This is a genomic window from Mesorhizobium robiniae (assembly GCF_040545535.1).
GTDB lineage: Bacteria > Pseudomonadota > Alphaproteobacteria > Rhizobiales > Rhizobiaceae > Mesorhizobium > Mesorhizobium robiniae.
The window spans coordinates 136,514-152,298 of record NZ_JBEPMC010000004.1 but is presented as its reverse complement, the minus strand read 5'-3'; the positions used below and the strand labels follow the sequence as shown (position 1 = coordinate 152,298).

Annotated in this window: 13 protein-coding genes; 6 read left to right on the top strand and 7 right to left on the bottom strand. The window is 62.9% G+C overall.

Annotation, left to right across the window (positions count from 1 at the left end; all coding sequences use genetic code 11):
• The first annotated feature begins 8 nt into the window (after positions 1 to 8).
• From ABID19_RS12605 to ABID19_RS12590, 4 genes are read left to right on the top strand one after another with little or no spacing between them, the layout of a single operon-like run.
• The gene (locus tag ABID19_RS12605; protein WP_354490894.1) at positions 9 to 2,462 is read left to right on the top strand and encodes a GcvT family protein; all 2,454 of its coding nucleotides are present in this window, start codon (positions 9 to 11) and stop codon (positions 2,460 to 2,462) included.
• A complete protein-coding gene (locus ABID19_RS12600; protein WP_354490893.1) occupies positions 2,459 to 3,358 on the top strand; it encodes a homocysteine S-methyltransferase family protein in 900 nt (299 codons plus the stop codon). The genes ABID19_RS12605 and ABID19_RS12600 overlap by 4 nt, the downstream gene beginning before the upstream one ends.
• A complete protein-coding gene (locus tag ABID19_RS12595) occupies positions 3,358 to 4,539 on the top strand; it encodes a pyridoxal phosphate-dependent aminotransferase (protein WP_354490891.1) in 1,182 nt (393 codons plus the stop codon). The genes ABID19_RS12600 and ABID19_RS12595 overlap by 1 nt, the downstream gene beginning before the upstream one ends.
• Positions 4,536 to 7,010, top strand: coding sequence for a GcvT family protein (locus ABID19_RS12590; RefSeq protein ID WP_354490890.1), 2,475 nt, complete (start codon positions 4,536 to 4,538; stop codon positions 7,008 to 7,010). Before ABID19_RS12595 ends, ABID19_RS12590 begins: the two co-directional genes overlap by 4 nt.
• Positions 7,011 to 7,157: 147 nt before the next feature.
• On the opposite strand, the gene ABID19_RS12585 is transcribed toward ABID19_RS12590, so the two are convergent.
• The 7 genes from ABID19_RS12585 to ABID19_RS12555 form a co-directional block, all read right to left on the bottom strand.
• Positions 7,158 to 7,745 (bottom strand): NAD(P)H-dependent oxidoreductase, encoded by a 588-nt coding sequence (locus ABID19_RS12585; protein WP_354490888.1) that lies wholly within the window; start codon positions 7,743 to 7,745, stop codon positions 7,158 to 7,160.
• Positions 7,745 to 8,326 (bottom strand): NAD(P)H-dependent oxidoreductase, encoded by a 582-nt coding sequence (locus ABID19_RS12580; protein WP_354490886.1) that lies wholly within the window; start codon positions 8,324 to 8,326, stop codon positions 7,745 to 7,747. Before ABID19_RS12580 ends, ABID19_RS12585 begins: the two co-directional genes overlap by 1 nt.
• A gap of 31 nt (positions 8,327 to 8,357) precedes the next feature.
• Positions 8,358 to 9,758: an FAD-binding oxidoreductase gene (locus ABID19_RS12575; RefSeq protein ID WP_435528720.1), complete on the bottom strand. Its 1,401-nt coding sequence runs from the start codon at positions 9,756 to 9,758 to the stop codon at positions 8,358 to 8,360.
• Positions 9,755 to 11,053 (bottom strand): cytosine deaminase, encoded by a 1,299-nt coding sequence (locus ABID19_RS12570; RefSeq protein WP_354490884.1) that lies wholly within the window; start codon positions 11,051 to 11,053, stop codon positions 9,755 to 9,757. Before ABID19_RS12570 ends, ABID19_RS12575 begins: the two co-directional genes overlap by 4 nt.
• A 450-nt stretch (positions 11,054 to 11,503) precedes the next feature.
• The gene (locus ABID19_RS12565; RefSeq protein WP_354490883.1) at positions 11,504 to 12,355 is read right to left on the bottom strand and encodes an ABC transporter permease; all 852 of its coding nucleotides are present in this window, start codon (positions 12,353 to 12,355) and stop codon (positions 11,504 to 11,506) included.
• On the bottom strand, positions 12,342 to 13,172 hold the full coding sequence (locus tag ABID19_RS12560) for an ABC transporter ATP-binding protein (protein WP_354490881.1): 831 nt from the start codon (positions 13,170 to 13,172) through the stop codon (positions 12,342 to 12,344). The genes ABID19_RS12565 and ABID19_RS12560 overlap by 14 nt, the downstream gene beginning before the upstream one ends.
• A 9-nt stretch (positions 13,173 to 13,181) precedes the next feature.
• On the bottom strand, positions 13,182 to 14,186 hold the full coding sequence (locus ABID19_RS12555) for an ABC transporter substrate-binding protein (protein WP_354490879.1): 1,005 nt from the start codon (positions 14,184 to 14,186) through the stop codon (positions 13,182 to 13,184).
• 254 nt (positions 14,187 to 14,440) lie between these two features.
• Here ABID19_RS12555 and ABID19_RS12550 point away from each other — a divergent pair, with 254 nt between their 5' ends.
• Positions 14,441 to 14,824 (top strand): RidA family protein, encoded by a 384-nt coding sequence (locus tag ABID19_RS12550; protein WP_354490878.1) that lies wholly within the window; start codon positions 14,441 to 14,443, stop codon positions 14,822 to 14,824.
• Between the two features lie 102 nt (positions 14,825 to 14,926).
• Complete coding sequence (locus ABID19_RS12545; protein WP_354490876.1) at positions 14,927 to 15,730, top strand: creatininase family protein; 804 nt, start codon at positions 14,927 to 14,929, stop codon at positions 15,728 to 15,730.
• The last annotated feature ends 55 nt before the right edge of the window (positions 15,731 to 15,785 follow it).

Genomic DNA, 15,785 nt, shown 5'->3' with positions numbered 1-15,785 from the left:
AGAAGAACATGGCCGGTTTGCCAACCACGGCACGTGTGGTGATCATCGGAGGCGGTGTCGTCGGCGCCTCCTCGCTCTACCATCTCGCCAAGGCGGGCTGGACCGACTGCGTACTCCTCGAAAAGAACGAGCTCACTTCCGGCTCGACCTGGCATGCGGCCGGCAACGTGCCGACCTTCTCCTCCTCATGGTCGCTGATGAACATGCAGCGCTATTCGACCGAGCTCTATCGCGGACTGGCCGACGCGGTCGGCTATCCAATGAACTACCACGTCACCGGCTCGCTCAGGCTGGCCCATACGGCCGAGCGCATGCAGGAGTTCCAGCGGGCCAAGGGCATGGGCCGCTATCAAGGCATGGACATCGATGTGGTCGGGCTCGACGAGATCAAGCGCCGCTACCCGTTCATCGAAACACATGAGCTGAAAGGCGCGCTCTACGATCCAAGCGACGGCGACATCGATCCGGCGCAGCTGACCCAGGCGCTGGCCAAGGGCGCCCGCGACATGGGTGCGAAGATCATCCGTTTCTGTCCGGTCACCGGCGTGCGCCGCGACAAGGACGAGTGGGTGGTTGTAACAGCGCAAGGCGAGATCCGCTGCGAAATCGTCGTCAACGCCGCTGGCTATCGTGCGGCCGAAGTCGGCAGGATGTTCGGCCGCGACGTGCCGATGATGGTGATGAGCCATCAATACATCCTGTTCGAGGAAATTCCCGAACTGGCCGCATGGTCGAAGGAGCAAGGCAAGAAACTGCCGCTGCTGCGCGACGTCGACACCTCCTACTATTTGCGCCAGGAAAAGAACGGCATGAATCTCGGGCCCTACGAGCGCAATTGCCGTGCGCATTGGGTCGGCCACAATGATCCGATGCCCGATGATTTTTCGTTCCAGCTGTTCCCCGACGATCTCGACCGGCTGGAGGACTATCTGGCCGATGCCGTCGCCCGCGTGCCTATCCTCGGCACCGCCGGCCTGTCCAAGGTCATCAACGGCCCGATCCCCTATGCACCGGACGGCAACCCGCTGATCGGCCCGATGCCCGGCGTGCCGAACGCCTTCGAGGCCTGCGTCTTCACCTTCGGCATCGCCCAGGGCGGCGGCGCCGGCAAGGTGCTGGCCGAATGGGTGACTGAGGGCCAGACCGAATGGGACATGTGGTCCTGCGATCCGCGCCGTTTCACCAGCTTTGCCTCGGCCCCGGACTACTGCGTCGCCAAGGGCATGGAGATCTACGGCAACGAATACGCGATCCAGTTTCCGCGCCATGCCTGGCCGGCTGGACGCGACCGCAAACTGTCGCCGATCCACGATCGCATCAAGGCGTTCGGCGCCTGCTTCGACGCCTATAATGGCTGGGAGCGCGCCACCTGGTACGCGCAAGCCGGCGACGACGTCTCCGAAGCCGCGACGCTGACTTTCCGCCGCGACGGGCCCTGGCAGCATCGCGTCCGCGAAGAATGCCTCGCCGTGCGCGACGCCGCCGGCATTTTGGACCTGCCTGGTTTTTCCCGCTTCAATCTCGATGGTCCCGGCGCTGCCGAGTGGCTGAGCCAGCAGGTCACCGGCATCGTGCCAAAACCCGGCCGCATCGGCCTTGTCTATTTTGCCGACGACAAGGGCCGCATCGTCACCGAAATGTCTGTCGTTCGCCACGACGAGAATTTGATGACGCTGATCACCGCCGCGGTGGCGCAGTGGCATGATTTCGAGTGGCTGAAATCGCGCATGCCGAAAGACGCGACGTTCAAGCTGGTCGATCGGACCGAGGACTACTCCACGCAGATCCTCGCCGGGCCCAACTCACGAAAAATCCTCGCCGATGTCTGCGCCGCCGATCTTGCTCTGCCCTGGCTCACGCACCAGGAGACAATAATCGCAAGCCGCTGGGCGAAGCTGGTGCGCGTGTCCTTCGCCGGCGAACTCGGCTGGGAAATCCACACCAAGGTCGGTGATACCGCCGCAATCTTCGACGCCGTTTGGGCGGCCGGGCAGAGGCATGGCCTAAAGCCATTCGGCATGTATGCGCTGGATTCGCTGCGGCTCGAAAAAGGCTATCGCGCCTGGAAGGGTGACCTGTCGACCGACTATACGATCCTGCAGGGCGGGCTGGAGCGTTTCGTCAAATGGGACAAGCCGGATTTCCGTGGCAGGGCGGCGCTGCAAAACGAGAAGCAGCAGGGCGTGAAGAAGCGTTTCGTCACGCTGGTCGTCGAAAACCCCGGCGACTGCGACGCGCCCACAATGTCAACGCTGTGGCATGACGGCGAGATCGTCGGCGAGACGACGTCCGGCGGCTGGGGTCATCGCATAGACAAGTCGATCGCGCTCGGCATGCTGCGCGCCGATCTGACCGAACCGGGAACCACGGTAGAGGTCGAGATCTTCGGCGAGCGTTTTCAGGCGGTCGTGCAGAACGACGAACCGCTATGGGATCCAAAGAACGAGAGATTGCGTGCATGAAGTCCATCATTCTCACAGACGGCGGTATGGGCCAGGAGTTGGTACGCCGCAGCAGTTCCGAGCCGACGCCGCTGTGGTCAGCCAGGGTGCTGATCGACGAACCGGACCTGGTGCGCGACTTGCATGCGGAGTTCATCCGGGCCGGCGCCCGTGTCATCACCATCAACACCTATTCCGCAACACCCGAGCGGCTGGCGCGGGAGGGAGCGGAAGAACTGTTCAGGCCGCTGCAGAAGCGCGGCATAGAGCTGGCAAGGCAGGCTCGCGACCAGGCCGGCGACGCGGCGATCGCCGGCTGCCTGTCTCCCCTGTTCGGCAGCTACGCACCGGCGCTGACGATATCCTTCCAGGATACACTCGACATCTACCGCCGCATCGTTGCCGAACAGGCTGATGGCGTCGATCTGTTCCTGTGCGAGACCATGGCGTCGGCCGAGGAGGCGCGCGCGGCTGTCACCGCGGCGTCGGAAAGCGACAAACCGGTTTGGGTGTCGTGGACGCTTGCCGATCACGGCGCACCACGGCTGCGCAGCGGCGAAACCATTGCGGCTGCGTCGAGCGCTCTCGACGGCCTGCCCGTCGCAGCTAGACTGATCAATTGCTGCCGGCCCGAAGCGATCGCTGCAGCGCTGCCCGAACTGATCGGTCTCGGCGGCCCGGTCGGCGCCTATGCCAACGGCTTCACCTCGATTGAGGCGCTCAAGCATGGCGGCACAGTGGAAGTGCTGCACGCCCGCCACGACCTTGATCCGGATGCCTATGCCGGCCAGGCGGTCGGCTGGGTCGAGACTGGCGTCGACATCGTCGGCGGCTGCTGCGAAGTCGGACCGCCCCATATCGCCGCCCTGCGCGACCGGCTCGAGCAGGCCGGCTATGAAATTTCGGGAGTACCATAATGCCCAGACCATCATCGCGCATTTCCGGCATCGTGCCCTCCGGCAAGGACGGCTGGGAGGTCCATTTCGCCGCCTGGACACGCAGGGAGGCCGGCGAGGACATCATCGTGCTGTCGGTCGGCGACCATGATTTCGATACGCCGGCGCAGACGATCGAAGCCTGCGTGACGGCGGTACGCGCCAGCAATCACCACTACACCCCGCTGCCGGGCCTTCCGCGTCTGCGCAATGCGATGGCGGCGACCTCGACCCTCTGCACCGGCGTTGCCACCAACCCCGACCAGGTCATCGCCACGCCGGGTGGGCAGGCAGCGCTGTATGCGGCAGTGCAGGCCGTTCTCGACCAGGGCGACCATGCCATCGTGGTCGCGCCCTATTACGCGACCTATCCCAACACATTCAGCGCGGCGGGCGCCGATTTCACCGTGGTCGAGACACCCGCCGAGGATGGTTTTCAGCCGCGCGCCGCCGACATTCGCGCCGCCCTTCGCCCGAACACGCGGGCCATTCTCATCAACACGCCGAACAATCCGACGGGTGCGGTTTATTCACGAGAGCGGCTGGAAGAGCTGGCGCAGATTTGCCGGGAACATGACCTCTGGCTGCTATCGGACGAGGTCTACTGGACGCTGGGTGGCGGCGAGCACATCTCGCCGCGCTCGCTGCCCGGCATGGCGGAACGCACGCTGGTCATCAATTCCATGTCGAAGAGCCACGGCATGACCGGCTGGCGCATGGGCTGGCTGACCGGGCCCGAAGAGATGATCTCGCTGCTGATCAATCTCAATCTGGTGACGACCTACGGCCTGCCGGCCTTCATCAGCCTCGCTTGCGCCGAGGCGCTGGAAAACGGCTACGGCGTCAAGGAGATCGCCGAACGCTATGCCGCAAGGCGCAGCGTCGTCCTCGACGCCATGCGCGGCATGAACAACGTCACCGTGCGCGGCTCCGAAGGCGGCATGTATGTCATGCTCGACATATCGGCTGTCGAGCCGGACGACGAGAAATTCGCCTGGGCTCTCCTCGACAAGGAAAAGGTCGGCGTGATGCCGGGCTCGAGCTTCGGCCAGGCGGCCGCCGGCCATATTCGCGTCAGCCTTTGCCAGCCCGAGGCGATACTTTTAGAAGCAGCCCTTCGCTTGCGCCGCTTCGCTTCCACCTATCGCCGTGAGGCCGCATGAGCGCCCTGCCCCCGAAAGCAATCCCGACGAAGACCATTCCTCCGAAAGCAAGGGCCGTCATCATCGGCGGCGGCGTCTCCGGCTGTTCGGTCGCCTACCATCTGGCCAAGCTCGGCTGGACCGATATCGTGCTGCTCGAACGCAAGCAGCTGACATCGGGTACGACGTGGCATGCCGCCGGCCTGATCGGCCAGTTGCGCGGCTCGCAGAACATGACGCGGCTGGCGAAATATTCGGCCGACCTCTACGTCAAGCTGGAAGCCGAAACCGATGTCGGCACCGGCATGCGCCAGGTCGGCTCGATCACCGTGGCGCTGACCAAGGAGCGCAAGCACGAGATTTATAGGCAGGCGTCCCTCGCCCGCGCCTTCGATATCGACGTGCGCGAAATTTCGCCTGGTGAAGTCAAGGAGATGTATCCGCACCTCAACATTTCCGACGTGGTCGGCGCAGTCCACCTGCCGCTCGACGGCCAGTGTGATCCCGCCAACATCGCCATGGCGCTGGCTAAGGGCGCGCGACAGCGCGGTGCGACGATCGTCGAGAATGTGAAGGTCACCAAGGTCAATACCAGGGATGGCCGCGTCACCGGCGTGTCCTGGGCGCAAGGCGACGAGCATGGCACGATCGAAGCCGACATCGTCGTCAACTGCGCCGGCATGTGGGCGCGCGAGGTCGGGCGCCAGAACGGCGTCACCATCCCGCTGCATGCCTGCGAGCATTTCTATCTCGTCACCGAGCCGATCCCCGGTCTCTCCCGCCTGCCGGTGCTGCGCGTGCCCGACGAATGCGCCTACTACAAGGAGGATGCCGGCAAGATGATGCTCGGCGCCTTCGAGCCGGTGGCCAAGCCCTGGGGCATGGACGGCATAAGCGAAGATTTCTGCTTCGACCAGCTGCCCGAGGATTTCGAGCATTTCGAGCCGATCCTTGAAATGGGCGTCAACCGCATGCCGATGCTGGCCAGCGCCGGCATCCACACCTTCTTCAACGGTCCCGAGAGTTTTACCCCCGATGATCGCTATTATCTCGGCGAGGCGCCCGAGCTTTCCGGCTACTGGATGGCGACCGGCTACAACTCGATCGGCATCGTCTCGTCCGGCGGCGCCGGCATGGCGCTGGCACAATGGATCAACGATGGCGAAGCCCCTTTCGATCTCTGGGAGGTCGACATTCGCCGTGCCCAGCCATTCCAGAAGAACCGCCGTTACCTCAGAGAGCGCGTCTCCGAGACGCTCGGCCTGCTCTATGCCGATCATTTTCCGTATCGCCAGATGGCGACCTCGCGGAACATCAGGCGCTCCCCCCTGCATGAACATCTGAAGGCACGCGGCGCGGTATTCGGCGAGGTTGCCGGCTGGGAACGCGCCAACTGGTTCGCCCGCGAAGGCCAGGAGCGCGAATACCGCTATTCATGGAAGCGGCAGAACTGGTTCGATAACCAGCGCGACGAACATCTGGCGGTCCGAAACGGCGTCGGCCTGTTCGACATGACCTCATTCGGCAAGATCCGCGTCGAAGGCCGTGACGCCTGTGCCTTCCTGCAGAGGCTTTGCGCGAACGACATGGATGTGGCGCCGGGCAAGATCGTCTACACCCAGATGCTCAACCGGCGCGGCGGCATCGAGAGCGACCTCACCGTCTCGCGGCTGTCTGAAACGGCCTACTTCCTCGTCGTGCCCGGCGCGACGCTGCAGCGTGATCTCGCGTGGCTGCGCAAGCATCTTGCCGACGAGTTCGTCGTCATATCAGATGTGACCGCTGCCGAAGCCGTTCTCTGCCTGATGGGCCCGGACTCGCGAAAATTAATGCAGAAGGTGAGTCCCAACGATTTCTCCAACGAAACCAATCCATTCGGGACGTTTCAGGAGATAGAAATCGGCATGGGACTTGCCCGTGCCCACCGCGTCACCTATGTCGGCGAACTCGGCTGGGAGCTTTATGTCTCGACCGACCAGGCCGCCCATGTCTTCGAGGCGATCGAGGACGCCGGCGCAGATGTCGGCCTGAAACTCTGCGGCCTGCACACGCTGGATTCCTGCCGCATCGAAAAGGCCTTCCGGCATTTCGGCCATGACATCACCGACGAGGACAATGTGCTCGAAGCAGGCCTCGGCTTCGCGGTCAAAACGGCCAAGGGCGACTTCATCGGCCGCGATGCCGTGCTGAGGAAAAAGGAAGCCGGATTGAGCCGGCAGCTGGTGCAGTTCCGCCTGAAAGACCCGCAACCCTTGCTCTTCCACAATGAGGCGATCCTGCGCGACGGCAAGATCGTCGGCCCGGTCACCTCAGGCAATTACGGCCACCATCTCGGCGGCGCCATCGGGCTCGGTTACATCGAGTGCAAGGGCGAGAGCGAGGTGGATCTGCTGTCGTCGTCCTACGAAATCGAGATCGCCGGCGAACGCTTCGCCGCCGAAGTGTCGCTGAAGCCGATGTACGATCCGAAAGCGGAACGGGTGCGGATGTAAGGCACCCCTTCCTTCTCCCCGTTTACGGGGAGAAGGTGGCCCGAAGGGTCGGATGAGGGGCGGCGCCAGCTTCCGCAATGTTTGCGCTGCCCCTCATCTGCCTGCCGGCATCTTCTCCCCGTAAACGGGGAGAAGGACGCTCATCTCTCAAAACCGCTCCAGCCTCTTTCGCACTTTCGCGAGAAACGCCGCCCTCGTCTTCGGCGTCGATGCATCCATCAGGTAGTGCGCCAGGAAGAACGTCCTGCAGCGGGTGGCGCAGAGCGCCCGCATGCCGCGCAGGATTGTCTTGCGTCCCGGCTGGCCGACGACCACGCTCCACCAGGTCGGTGCGCCGCAGGTCGTGATCACTCCGATCTTCGTCACGTGCCTCATCAGCGACTGGATCCGTCCCTTGCCCGCCGGCAGCTTGAAGGCGACGTCGGTTGCCCAGACCCGGTCTAGCCACCCCTTCAGCATTGCCGGCAGCCCGTACCACCATGTCGGATAGATGAAGAGGATTGCCTGGGCCCAGTTGAGGTGGTCGATGTGCGGCTTGAGCGCCGGGTCCTGCGGGGCATGCTCATTGTAGGAGCGTCGCTCGCCGCAGCCCATGACCGGATCGAAATTTTCCGCATAGAGGTCGAGCAGCCGCACCTCCCAACCTCTCGCCTTCAGCACCTCGATGGCATTATCGCGGATCGCGGCGCAAAAGCTCTCGGGCATCGGATGGCAGTAAACCACCAGGACCCGCATCAGAAGGTGTCCATGGCGGCGGCGACTTTCGCCAGGAACCTCTTGCGCGTTTCGTTGCTCGACAGGTTCATCGAATACTGCGCGAGATAGGACACGGAGGCACCTGGCTTGATGGTGGCGCGCAGCACGCGCTTGACCAGCTTGCGCGGCGGATCCCCCATCAGCATGGCGCGGAACCGGCTGCCGCCATAGGTGGTGACCGCCGCCAGCTTACGGATGTTGTGCAGCGACGGCTGCACCTTGCCGTCGACCAGCTTGAACGACACGCCGGGCAGGAAAACGCGGTCGAAGAAGCCCTTTAGGATCGCCGGATAGCCGTAATTCCACACCGGAAACGACAGCACCAGCGCCTCGGCTTTTTGCAAACGCTCGACATAAGCGGCCGCCGGATCGTCGGCGCTGCGCTCGTCGTGATAGCTAACCCGCTCGGCGCGCGTCAGCCTGGGATCGAAATCCTCGGCATAGAGATCGCAGTCGTCGACGGCGTGGCCGGCCGCTGTCAACCGCTCGACGATCGTCCGGTGCAGACCGGCATTGAAACTGGTCTCGACCGGATGGGCGTAAAGCACGAGGATGTTCATCGAAGTCCTCGCAGGCGCCACACGCTCCTCATCACCCTGCCTTCTGCAACCCCTTGAACAGGAACGACTTGTTCGAGCGATAGTCGTAGTCAGGGTTTTCCCAGGCGATCATCTTGCCGGGGTTGAGCAGCCCTTGCGGGTCGGTCTCGCGCTTGAAGGCAAGCTGCACCTCATCGGTCCGCTTCATGCCGCCCTCTTCCAGCGTGTATCGGTGCGGGTTGAAGATCCAGCAGCCATTGTCCTCATGGATACGGATGATTTCGTCGAGCCGCTCCGTCGTGGTGAAGCGGACCAGCGGCAGGCCGGCAACGCCGATCGCACCGTCGAAACGGATGAATTCCAGATGCGACGGCACTTCGTCACCGAAGCGGTCGACCATCGCCTTGACATGAGCAAGATGGTCGGGCGACGGGTAGCGGGCCTGCAGGTAGGTGATGGTGGGATCGACCCTGATGGCGCGCAATGTCGTGTGGTTCCAGGTCAGTTCATAAGCCGGCGGCAGGCCTTTCAGGTCGGCCTCCTTGTCGGCGCGGAAAACGATCTCGCCCTTGCTGCGCGCCGTGAACGCGAGGAAGGCGTCCATCGCATGCGGCGCGATCATCAGGACGACGATGCTCTGCTCGCGCCGGAAGAATTTCTGATGGCGCTTGAAATAATCATACGGGATGGGCGCTGCGATCGGCGTGATCAGTTTCGCCAATATGCCGTCCTGGACGGCGAGGTCGTCGCCGAAGCCGGCCGCATCCATGAAATCGTCGAAGCCGACAATGACGTCGACCCAGTCGTAAGCCGCGGCCAGCGGCATCTCGACTTCGGTGATGATGCCGTTGGTGCCGTAGGCATGCATCACCTTGAGCACCTCCTCGCCAGTGAGATCCATGACGCGCGGCTCCGCCTCCATCGTCACGGTCCTGAGCCGGATCACATTGCCAAGGTCGCGCAGTCCACCCCAGCGAATCGAGCCGACGCCTCCCGATCCACCGGCGACGAAACCGCCGATCGACGCGGTGTTGTAGGTCGACGGCGACATCCGAAGCTCCTGTCCGGAATGCGCGCGCGTCGCCCTGTCGATCTCGGCCAGAACCGCGCCAGGCCCAGTGACGACGCGTCCGGGCGCGATCGCCTTGACCGCATTCATCTCGGCGAGATTGAGCACGACGCCGCCGGACAGCGGCATGGCCTGCCCGTAATTGCCGGTGCCGCTGCCGCGCGGCGTCACCGGCACGCCATGTCGGTGGCAGGCGGCGAGCACGCGGATAACCTCGTCCTCCGATTTCGGCGTCACGATCAGGTCGCCGGTGACGTGGTCGAGCTGCTGCTTCAGCACCGGGCTATACCAGTAGAAGTCGCGGCTCTTCTGCTGGACGATTGCTGGATGGTCGTCGAGCTTCAGGCCATCGAGGTCGTGTTTGAGCGCTGCAATATCCATCATCCCACCATCAGATCGTCGAGTTCGGCATAGTCGGGCAATCGGCGCTCGACGGCGCGACCCTCGCGCACCACGATGCGATCCGATTCGGGCCGCGACAGCAATTCCGTCCAGCTTCGTCCCCTGAAGACGACGAAATCGGCGGCACCACCGGCGGCAAGCATGCCGAAACCATCGAGCCGCATCACCTTGGCCGGCGTCGACGTCACCGCCTGCGGCCAGTCGCCGACCGGGTGATCGAAATGCAGGATGCGCGTCGCCATGCGATAGACCTCCAGCATGTCGAGATCGCCATAGGCGTAGAACGGATCGCGGGTGTTGTCGGAGGCGACGGCGACGGGAATGCCGCGCGCCTTCATCTCGTGCAGCAGCGTAACACCACGCCAGCGCGGCGTGGTGTTATCAGCCCGCCGGTCCTGCAGATAGAGATTGCACATCGGCAGCGACACCACGGCAAGCCCCGCCTTCGCCACCTTGTCCAGCGTGTCGAGCACATCGAGATCGGGCTGGCGCGCCAGCGAGCAGCAGTGACCAACGAGGATGTTTCCCTCAAAACCGTTCCACAGGGCGGCCTCGGCGATTTTCTTCAGCGAGATCGCCGAGACGGCGTCGGTCTCGTCGGCATGGAAATCGAGGTCGAGGCCATGCTTGATCGCCTGCGCAAACACCTGGTCGAGAAGCTCCTCCAGGTCCGGCAACATATAGGTGACGACACCGAGCACGCCCTTGGCCGCAGCCACGCGTTTGGCCAATTTTTCGAACCATGGCTTGTCGCGAACGGCTTCGATGCCGAGCAGGCAGGCCGCCTGCAGTTCGATGCGGCCGCGCCATTTCTCCCGCATAGCCTCGAACACCGGCCAGGAGATCTCTTCCTGCGGCGCAACGCTGTCGAGATGGGTGCGCAAAGCCTTGGTGCCGTGCGCGTAGGCGCAGCGCAGCGAAAAATCCATGCGACGGGCGACGTCCTCGGCGCTCCAACGTGCAGCGCGGTCGGCGCCGGTGGCATTGAGCGCGCCCATGAACGTGCCGTCGGGATTTGGTTTCCGAGACCAGATATGGCCCTTGTCGATATGGGTGTGGCAGTCGACGAAGCACGGCATGACGATGCGGCCGCCAAGGTCGGTCGCCTCTGCCTTTGGCAACTTTCCATGCGCGCTGGTGCTCACGATCTTGCCGTCGGCGACGGCGATGTCGGCGAGTGCGAGGCCGTCAGAGTCGAAAGCAGCGGCAAGACCAGGTGTCAGCGACCGGTGAAGGCGGACGTTGCTGAGACGGTAAGAACCAGAGGCTGGTATCAAGACTTCCCCCCCTCTGACCTATGCAACGCCGTTCCCTCAAGGGGTCGTTTGGATCGGAGACACCGCGAACAGGCGGACGGAGACATCGCAAACAGTTTTGCACCGCCGTATTCTTCGGTGACCGTAACGGCATGGATCCTCGGGTCTGCGCGTCCGCTTCGCTCCCGCTCCGCCCGAGGATGACGAAAGACGGGAAGGCATATGCAAATCGCCAATGCTGCGGATTGGTGGGAACCCCGGTATCTCCAACGTTTGCGATTGGTGGCGGCATCCTTTCCCTTCGTCATCCTAGGGCGGAGCGGGAGCGAAGCGGACGCGCAGACCCTAGGATCCATGCCGTTCCCTTCGAGCGTAGCGGTGGCGCAAAACTGTTCACGATGTCTCCGCACGGCGGTTCGCCGTATCTCTGGCCCAAGCAGCCCCTCACCGTTCTCAATCGCGTCACCCATCCTACCGCTCCTGCTTCAGCGCGCTTTCATGCCAGCGCCGCAAAATGAGATGCGAGATCAGCGACAGCACCAGGAAGATCAGAATGCCGGTGAACGAGATCAGGATCAGCGCCGCGAACAGCCGCGGCGCGTTGAGCCGATAACCGGCCTCGATGATGCGCGAGGCCAGTCCCGACGACTGGCCGGTGGCCCCGGCGACGAACTCCGCCACCACCGCGCCGATCAAAGACAGGCCGCCGGCGATCTTCAGCCCGCCGAGAAAATAGGGCATCGCCGCCGGCAGCCTGAGATAACGCAATTGCTGCCAGCGGGTCGCGCCGTTGAGCTTGAACATGTCGCGCAGATTGCGATCGACTGAGTTGAGCCCGAGCGTGGTGTTGGACAGGATCGGAAAGAAGGCGACAATCCAGGCACACAGCAGAAGCTTCGTCGTCTGATTGTCGACATAGATGTTGATCAGCGGGAAGATCGCGACGATCGGCGTCACCTGCAGCACGATGGCAAACGGGAAGAACGACATCTCCACCCATTTCGATTGCGCAAACAGCACCGCAAGTCCGACCCCGCCGATGACGGCGAGAAGCAGGCTGAGAAAGGTGATCCGCAGCGTCACCAGCAGCGAGGAGAACAGCAGCCCGGCATCGTCGAAGAGCGTTTGCAGCACCACGCCGGGGCGCGGCAGAATGTATTTCGGGATGTCGTTCCAGACGCAGATGCGATCCCACAGCCAGATGGCCGAGATCATGATCGCCAGCGGCAGCAGCCAACGGCCGATGCGCTCGAGCCGCTCCTGGCGGACCCGACGCGCCTCCTCGGGGTCGAGCGTCAGTGCGTGTTCTTCAATGGCCGTCATAATGCGGTCCGGCGGTTGAGTTGATGGCGCCGATCAGCACATCGGATGCCTGGCGGCAGAGCGCGGCATAGGCGGGCGAGGTGCGGAAGGCTTCGTTGCGCGGATAGGGCGCGTCTATGGCAATTTCCCTGAATACGCGGCCCGGTCGCGCCGCCATGACGACGACGCGGTTGGAGAGAAAAACGCTTTCGAAGACGCTGTGGGTCACGAAGACGACGGTAAAGCGCTCGTCCTGCCATAGTTCCAGAAGATCGTTGTTGAGCTTGAAGCGGGTGATCTCGTCCAGTGCCGCGAACGGCTCGTCCATCAAAAGAACGCGCGGCTTGGTCACCATGGCGCGGGCGATCGAGACGCGCATTTTCATGCCGCCGGACAATTCGCGCGGCACGGCGTTCTCGAAGCCGGTCAGGTGAACCCGCGCCAGCATCTCCCTCACCGCTGGCGCAGCCCTGGTCCGCGACACGCCCTTCAACCGAAGCGGCAGCCAGACATTGTCGAAAACATCGGCCCAGGGCAACAGCGTCGGCTCCTGGAAGACGAAGCCGATGTCAGAGCGGTCGACAGAGCTGCTGCCGCGCCAGTCGAGCAGGCCGGAGGTCGGCGTCGCAAGACCCGCAATCAGCCGCAAGGCCGTCGACTTGCCGCAACCCGACGGTCCGAGCAGACTGAGGAAGTCGCCTTCCCGGATCGTCAGGTCGACATCGCTGAGTGCTGTCACGCCATTGGAAAAAACCTTGCCGACGCCGCGCAGCGCCAGCAGCAGCGGACCCTTGCCCGATGCGCTTGCCGGCGCTTGCGCCACTTTCTCCTGCATCATGCCCGGGTACTATTTCTTCAGGTCGATCCCGACGCCCTTGTTGACGAAGGTCAGCGTGTAGGACTTCTTGATGTCGATATCGGCCGGCACGACCTTGGCCTTGACCATCTTGTCGTAGAAGCTCTGGATGCGCTCCTCGGTCATCGCGCCGATGCCGAGTTTTTCCGTGTCGCCGGAATCGACGATGCCGAATTTCTTCATCTGCTCGATCGAAAACGCGATCTGCTCGTCGCTGATGTCTGGATTATCCTTCTTGATCGCTGCATTCGCGGCAGCGTTGTCGCCGTAGAGATAGTTGTACCAGCCCTTGGCCGAGCCATCGACGAAGCACTGAACCACCTCCGGCCGCTTGTCGATCGTCGCCTGCATGGTCTCGATCGTCGTCGCATACGTATCGAAGCCGTAGTCTGCGAGCAGGAACAAATTGGGCTGGAAGCCGCCTTCCTTGGCGACCGCATGCGGCTCCGAGGTCACGTAGCCTTGCTGGATCGACTTCTTGTTGGCGATAAAAGGTGCGGGGTTGAACGTGTAGGGCACGCGCTTGGCCGGATCGAAGCCGAATTCCGTTACCATCCATTGGAAGAAGCTCTGTGCACCTTCGTCAGCGATGATGTACTGGTCCGCGTCCTTCAGATCCTCCCATTTATCGAGCCCTTGACCCGGATGGGCCATGATGACCTGCGGCTCTTTCTGGAAGGAGGCGGCGACCACGCGCAGCGGAATCTCCTGCTGGACGGCGTCGAAGGCCTGCAGCATGTTGCCACCCATGTAGAAGTCGATCTTGCCGGCGAGCAACAGCGGCCGCCCGCTGACCTGCGGGCCACCTTGCATGATCGTTACGTCAAGCCCGCAAGCGGCATAGGTGCCGTCCGCCACGGCCTGATAGTAGCCGCCGTGCTCGGCCTGGGCGAGCCAGTTGGTGCCGAAGGTGACTTTCTCGTTCGCTGCCGCGATCAGCGTGCTAGCGGCAAGCAGCACGATCGCGCCAGCCGAAATCTTAAGTTTTCCGTCCATCCACACCACCCTTTGTTGCCTCGGGCGCATCACACGCCGAGCTCGACACCATCGATTCAAGAAGCAAGACACATGCCATCGCCGGGACCGCCTGCCTGCGCAACAGTCGTGCGCGAAGGCCGGACTGGTCATGCCGTACCGGAGGCATCGTGCCTATTTTTTGGACGCCTGTCCACAATCGCCCTGACAACATGCACTGCATCTTGAAGGCTTGGCTAATCTGGTCTTAGGCTGGCGCCGAACCGGAGATTGCCATGTTCAAATTCCTGACGCCAAAGTCGATCAAACCGCCCTTCGCCCGCTACAGCCATGGCGTCGAGGTGCCGCCGGGCAAGAGGCTGGTGCTGTGTTCTGGCCAGGTCGCCATCACTCCGGACGATCAGATTCCGGAGGATGCCGGCGCACAGGCTGAACTCTGTTTTCGCAGTATTGCCGCGATTCTCGGCGAGGCCGGACTTGGACTCTCCGACATCGTGCGCATCAACGCCTATGTCACGGACCGCGCTTTCCTCAGACCCTATATGGACGTCCGCGACCGCCTGTTCACCAGCCCGGCACCCGCCTCGACGCTGATGATCGTGTCCGGTTTCGCCCGGCCGGAATTCAAGGTCGAGATCGAGGTCATCGCGGCAGGGTGATCGACAGGCGATCCTTCCCGCGCTAGGTCTGCATCGAAGAGGCCAGCCTATCGAAAAGGCCAATCTATCGAAAAAGGCCGGTCTATCGAAAAAAGGCGTGACATGACCGTTGCGAAAAGACGCGTGTGGTGGGGAGACTATCGGACCACCGAATACGCCACCATCGACCCGGAGGCGACGATCGCCGTTCTGCCGGTGGCGGCAATCGAACAGCACGGGCCGCATCTGCCGGTTTCGACCGACACCTCGATCATGAACGGCATGCTCGAAACGGTGATCGAGCGCCTGCCTGGCGATCTCGACATCCGCATCCTGCCCGTCCAGGCGGTGGGCAAGTCGAACGAGCACCTGCATGCGCCGGGAACCCTGACGTTGCCGGCGGCGACCTTGATAGAGGCCTGGACCGAGCTTGGCCTGTCGATCGCGCGGGCCGGGTTAAGGAAGCTGGTCGTCGTCAACTCGCATGGCGGCAACGAGGAGATCATGGGCATCATCACCCGCGAATTGCGCGTGCGTGCAAAGATGCTGGCGGTAAAGACGAGTTGGCAGCGCTTTGGCCGGCCGGCCGGCATGTACACCGAGCTTGAGGATCGCCAAGGCATCCATGGCGGCGATGTCGAGACCTCGCTGATGCTGCATTTCCGGCCGGATCTTGTCGACATGGCAAAGGCCGACAATTTCGTGTCCAACGTCGCCCGCGCTGAAAAGGAATTTTCACTGCTGCGCCACACCGGAACCCACGCTTTCGCCTGGATCGCCACCGACCTCAACCCGAACGGCGTGGTCGGCGACGCCAGCATTGCAACGGCCGAAAAGGGCCGACTGACCGCCAACCATCAAGCCGACGGTTTCATCAGCCTCTTGAAGGACGTGCGCAAGGCGAAGCTCGCCGACTGGTTGGCGTAGTCAGACCATGATCCCGAAAAGTGGAATCCGGTTTTCGGAAAAGATCATGGTCAAA

Excerpts from the sequence above, each read along its gene's own strand:
- ABID19_RS12605 (WP_354490894.1), top strand. The coding sequence starts at position 9 with ATGGCCGGTTTGCCAACCACGGCACGTGTGGTGATCATCGGAGGCGGT.
- ABID19_RS12600 (WP_354490893.1), top strand. The coding sequence starts at position 2,459 with ATGAAGTCCATCATTCTCACAGACGGCGGTATGGGCCAGGAGTTGGTA.
- ABID19_RS12595 (WP_354490891.1), top strand. The coding sequence starts at position 3,358 with ATGCCCAGACCATCATCGCGCATTTCCGGCATCGTGCCCTCCGGCAAG.
- ABID19_RS12590 (WP_354490890.1), top strand. The coding sequence starts at position 4,536 with ATGAGCGCCCTGCCCCCGAAAGCAATCCCGACGAAGACCATTCCTCCG.
- ABID19_RS12585 (WP_354490888.1), bottom strand. The coding sequence starts at position 7,745 with ATGCGGGTCCTGGTGGTTTACTGCCATCCGATGCCCGAGAGCTTTTGC.
- ABID19_RS12580 (WP_354490886.1), bottom strand. The coding sequence starts at position 8,326 with ATGAACATCCTCGTGCTTTACGCCCATCCGGTCGAGACCAGTTTCAAT.
- ABID19_RS12575 (WP_435528720.1), bottom strand. The coding sequence starts at position 9,758 with ATGATGGATATTGCAGCGCTCAAACACGACCTCGATGGCCTGAAGCTC.
- ABID19_RS12565 (WP_354490883.1), bottom strand. The coding sequence starts at position 12,355 with ATGACGGCCATTGAAGAACACGCACTGACGCTCGACCCCGAGGAGGCG.
- ABID19_RS12560 (WP_354490881.1), bottom strand. The coding sequence starts at position 13,172 with ATGATGCAGGAGAAAGTGGCGCAAGCGCCGGCAAGCGCATCGGGCAAG.
- ABID19_RS12555 (WP_354490879.1), bottom strand. The coding sequence starts at position 14,186 with ATGGACGGAAAACTTAAGATTTCGGCTGGCGCGATCGTGCTGCTTGCC.
- ABID19_RS12550 (WP_354490878.1), top strand. The coding sequence starts at position 14,441 with ATGTTCAAATTCCTGACGCCAAAGTCGATCAAACCGCCCTTCGCCCGC.
- ABID19_RS12545 (WP_354490876.1), top strand. The coding sequence starts at position 14,927 with ATGACCGTTGCGAAAAGACGCGTGTGGTGGGGAGACTATCGGACCACC.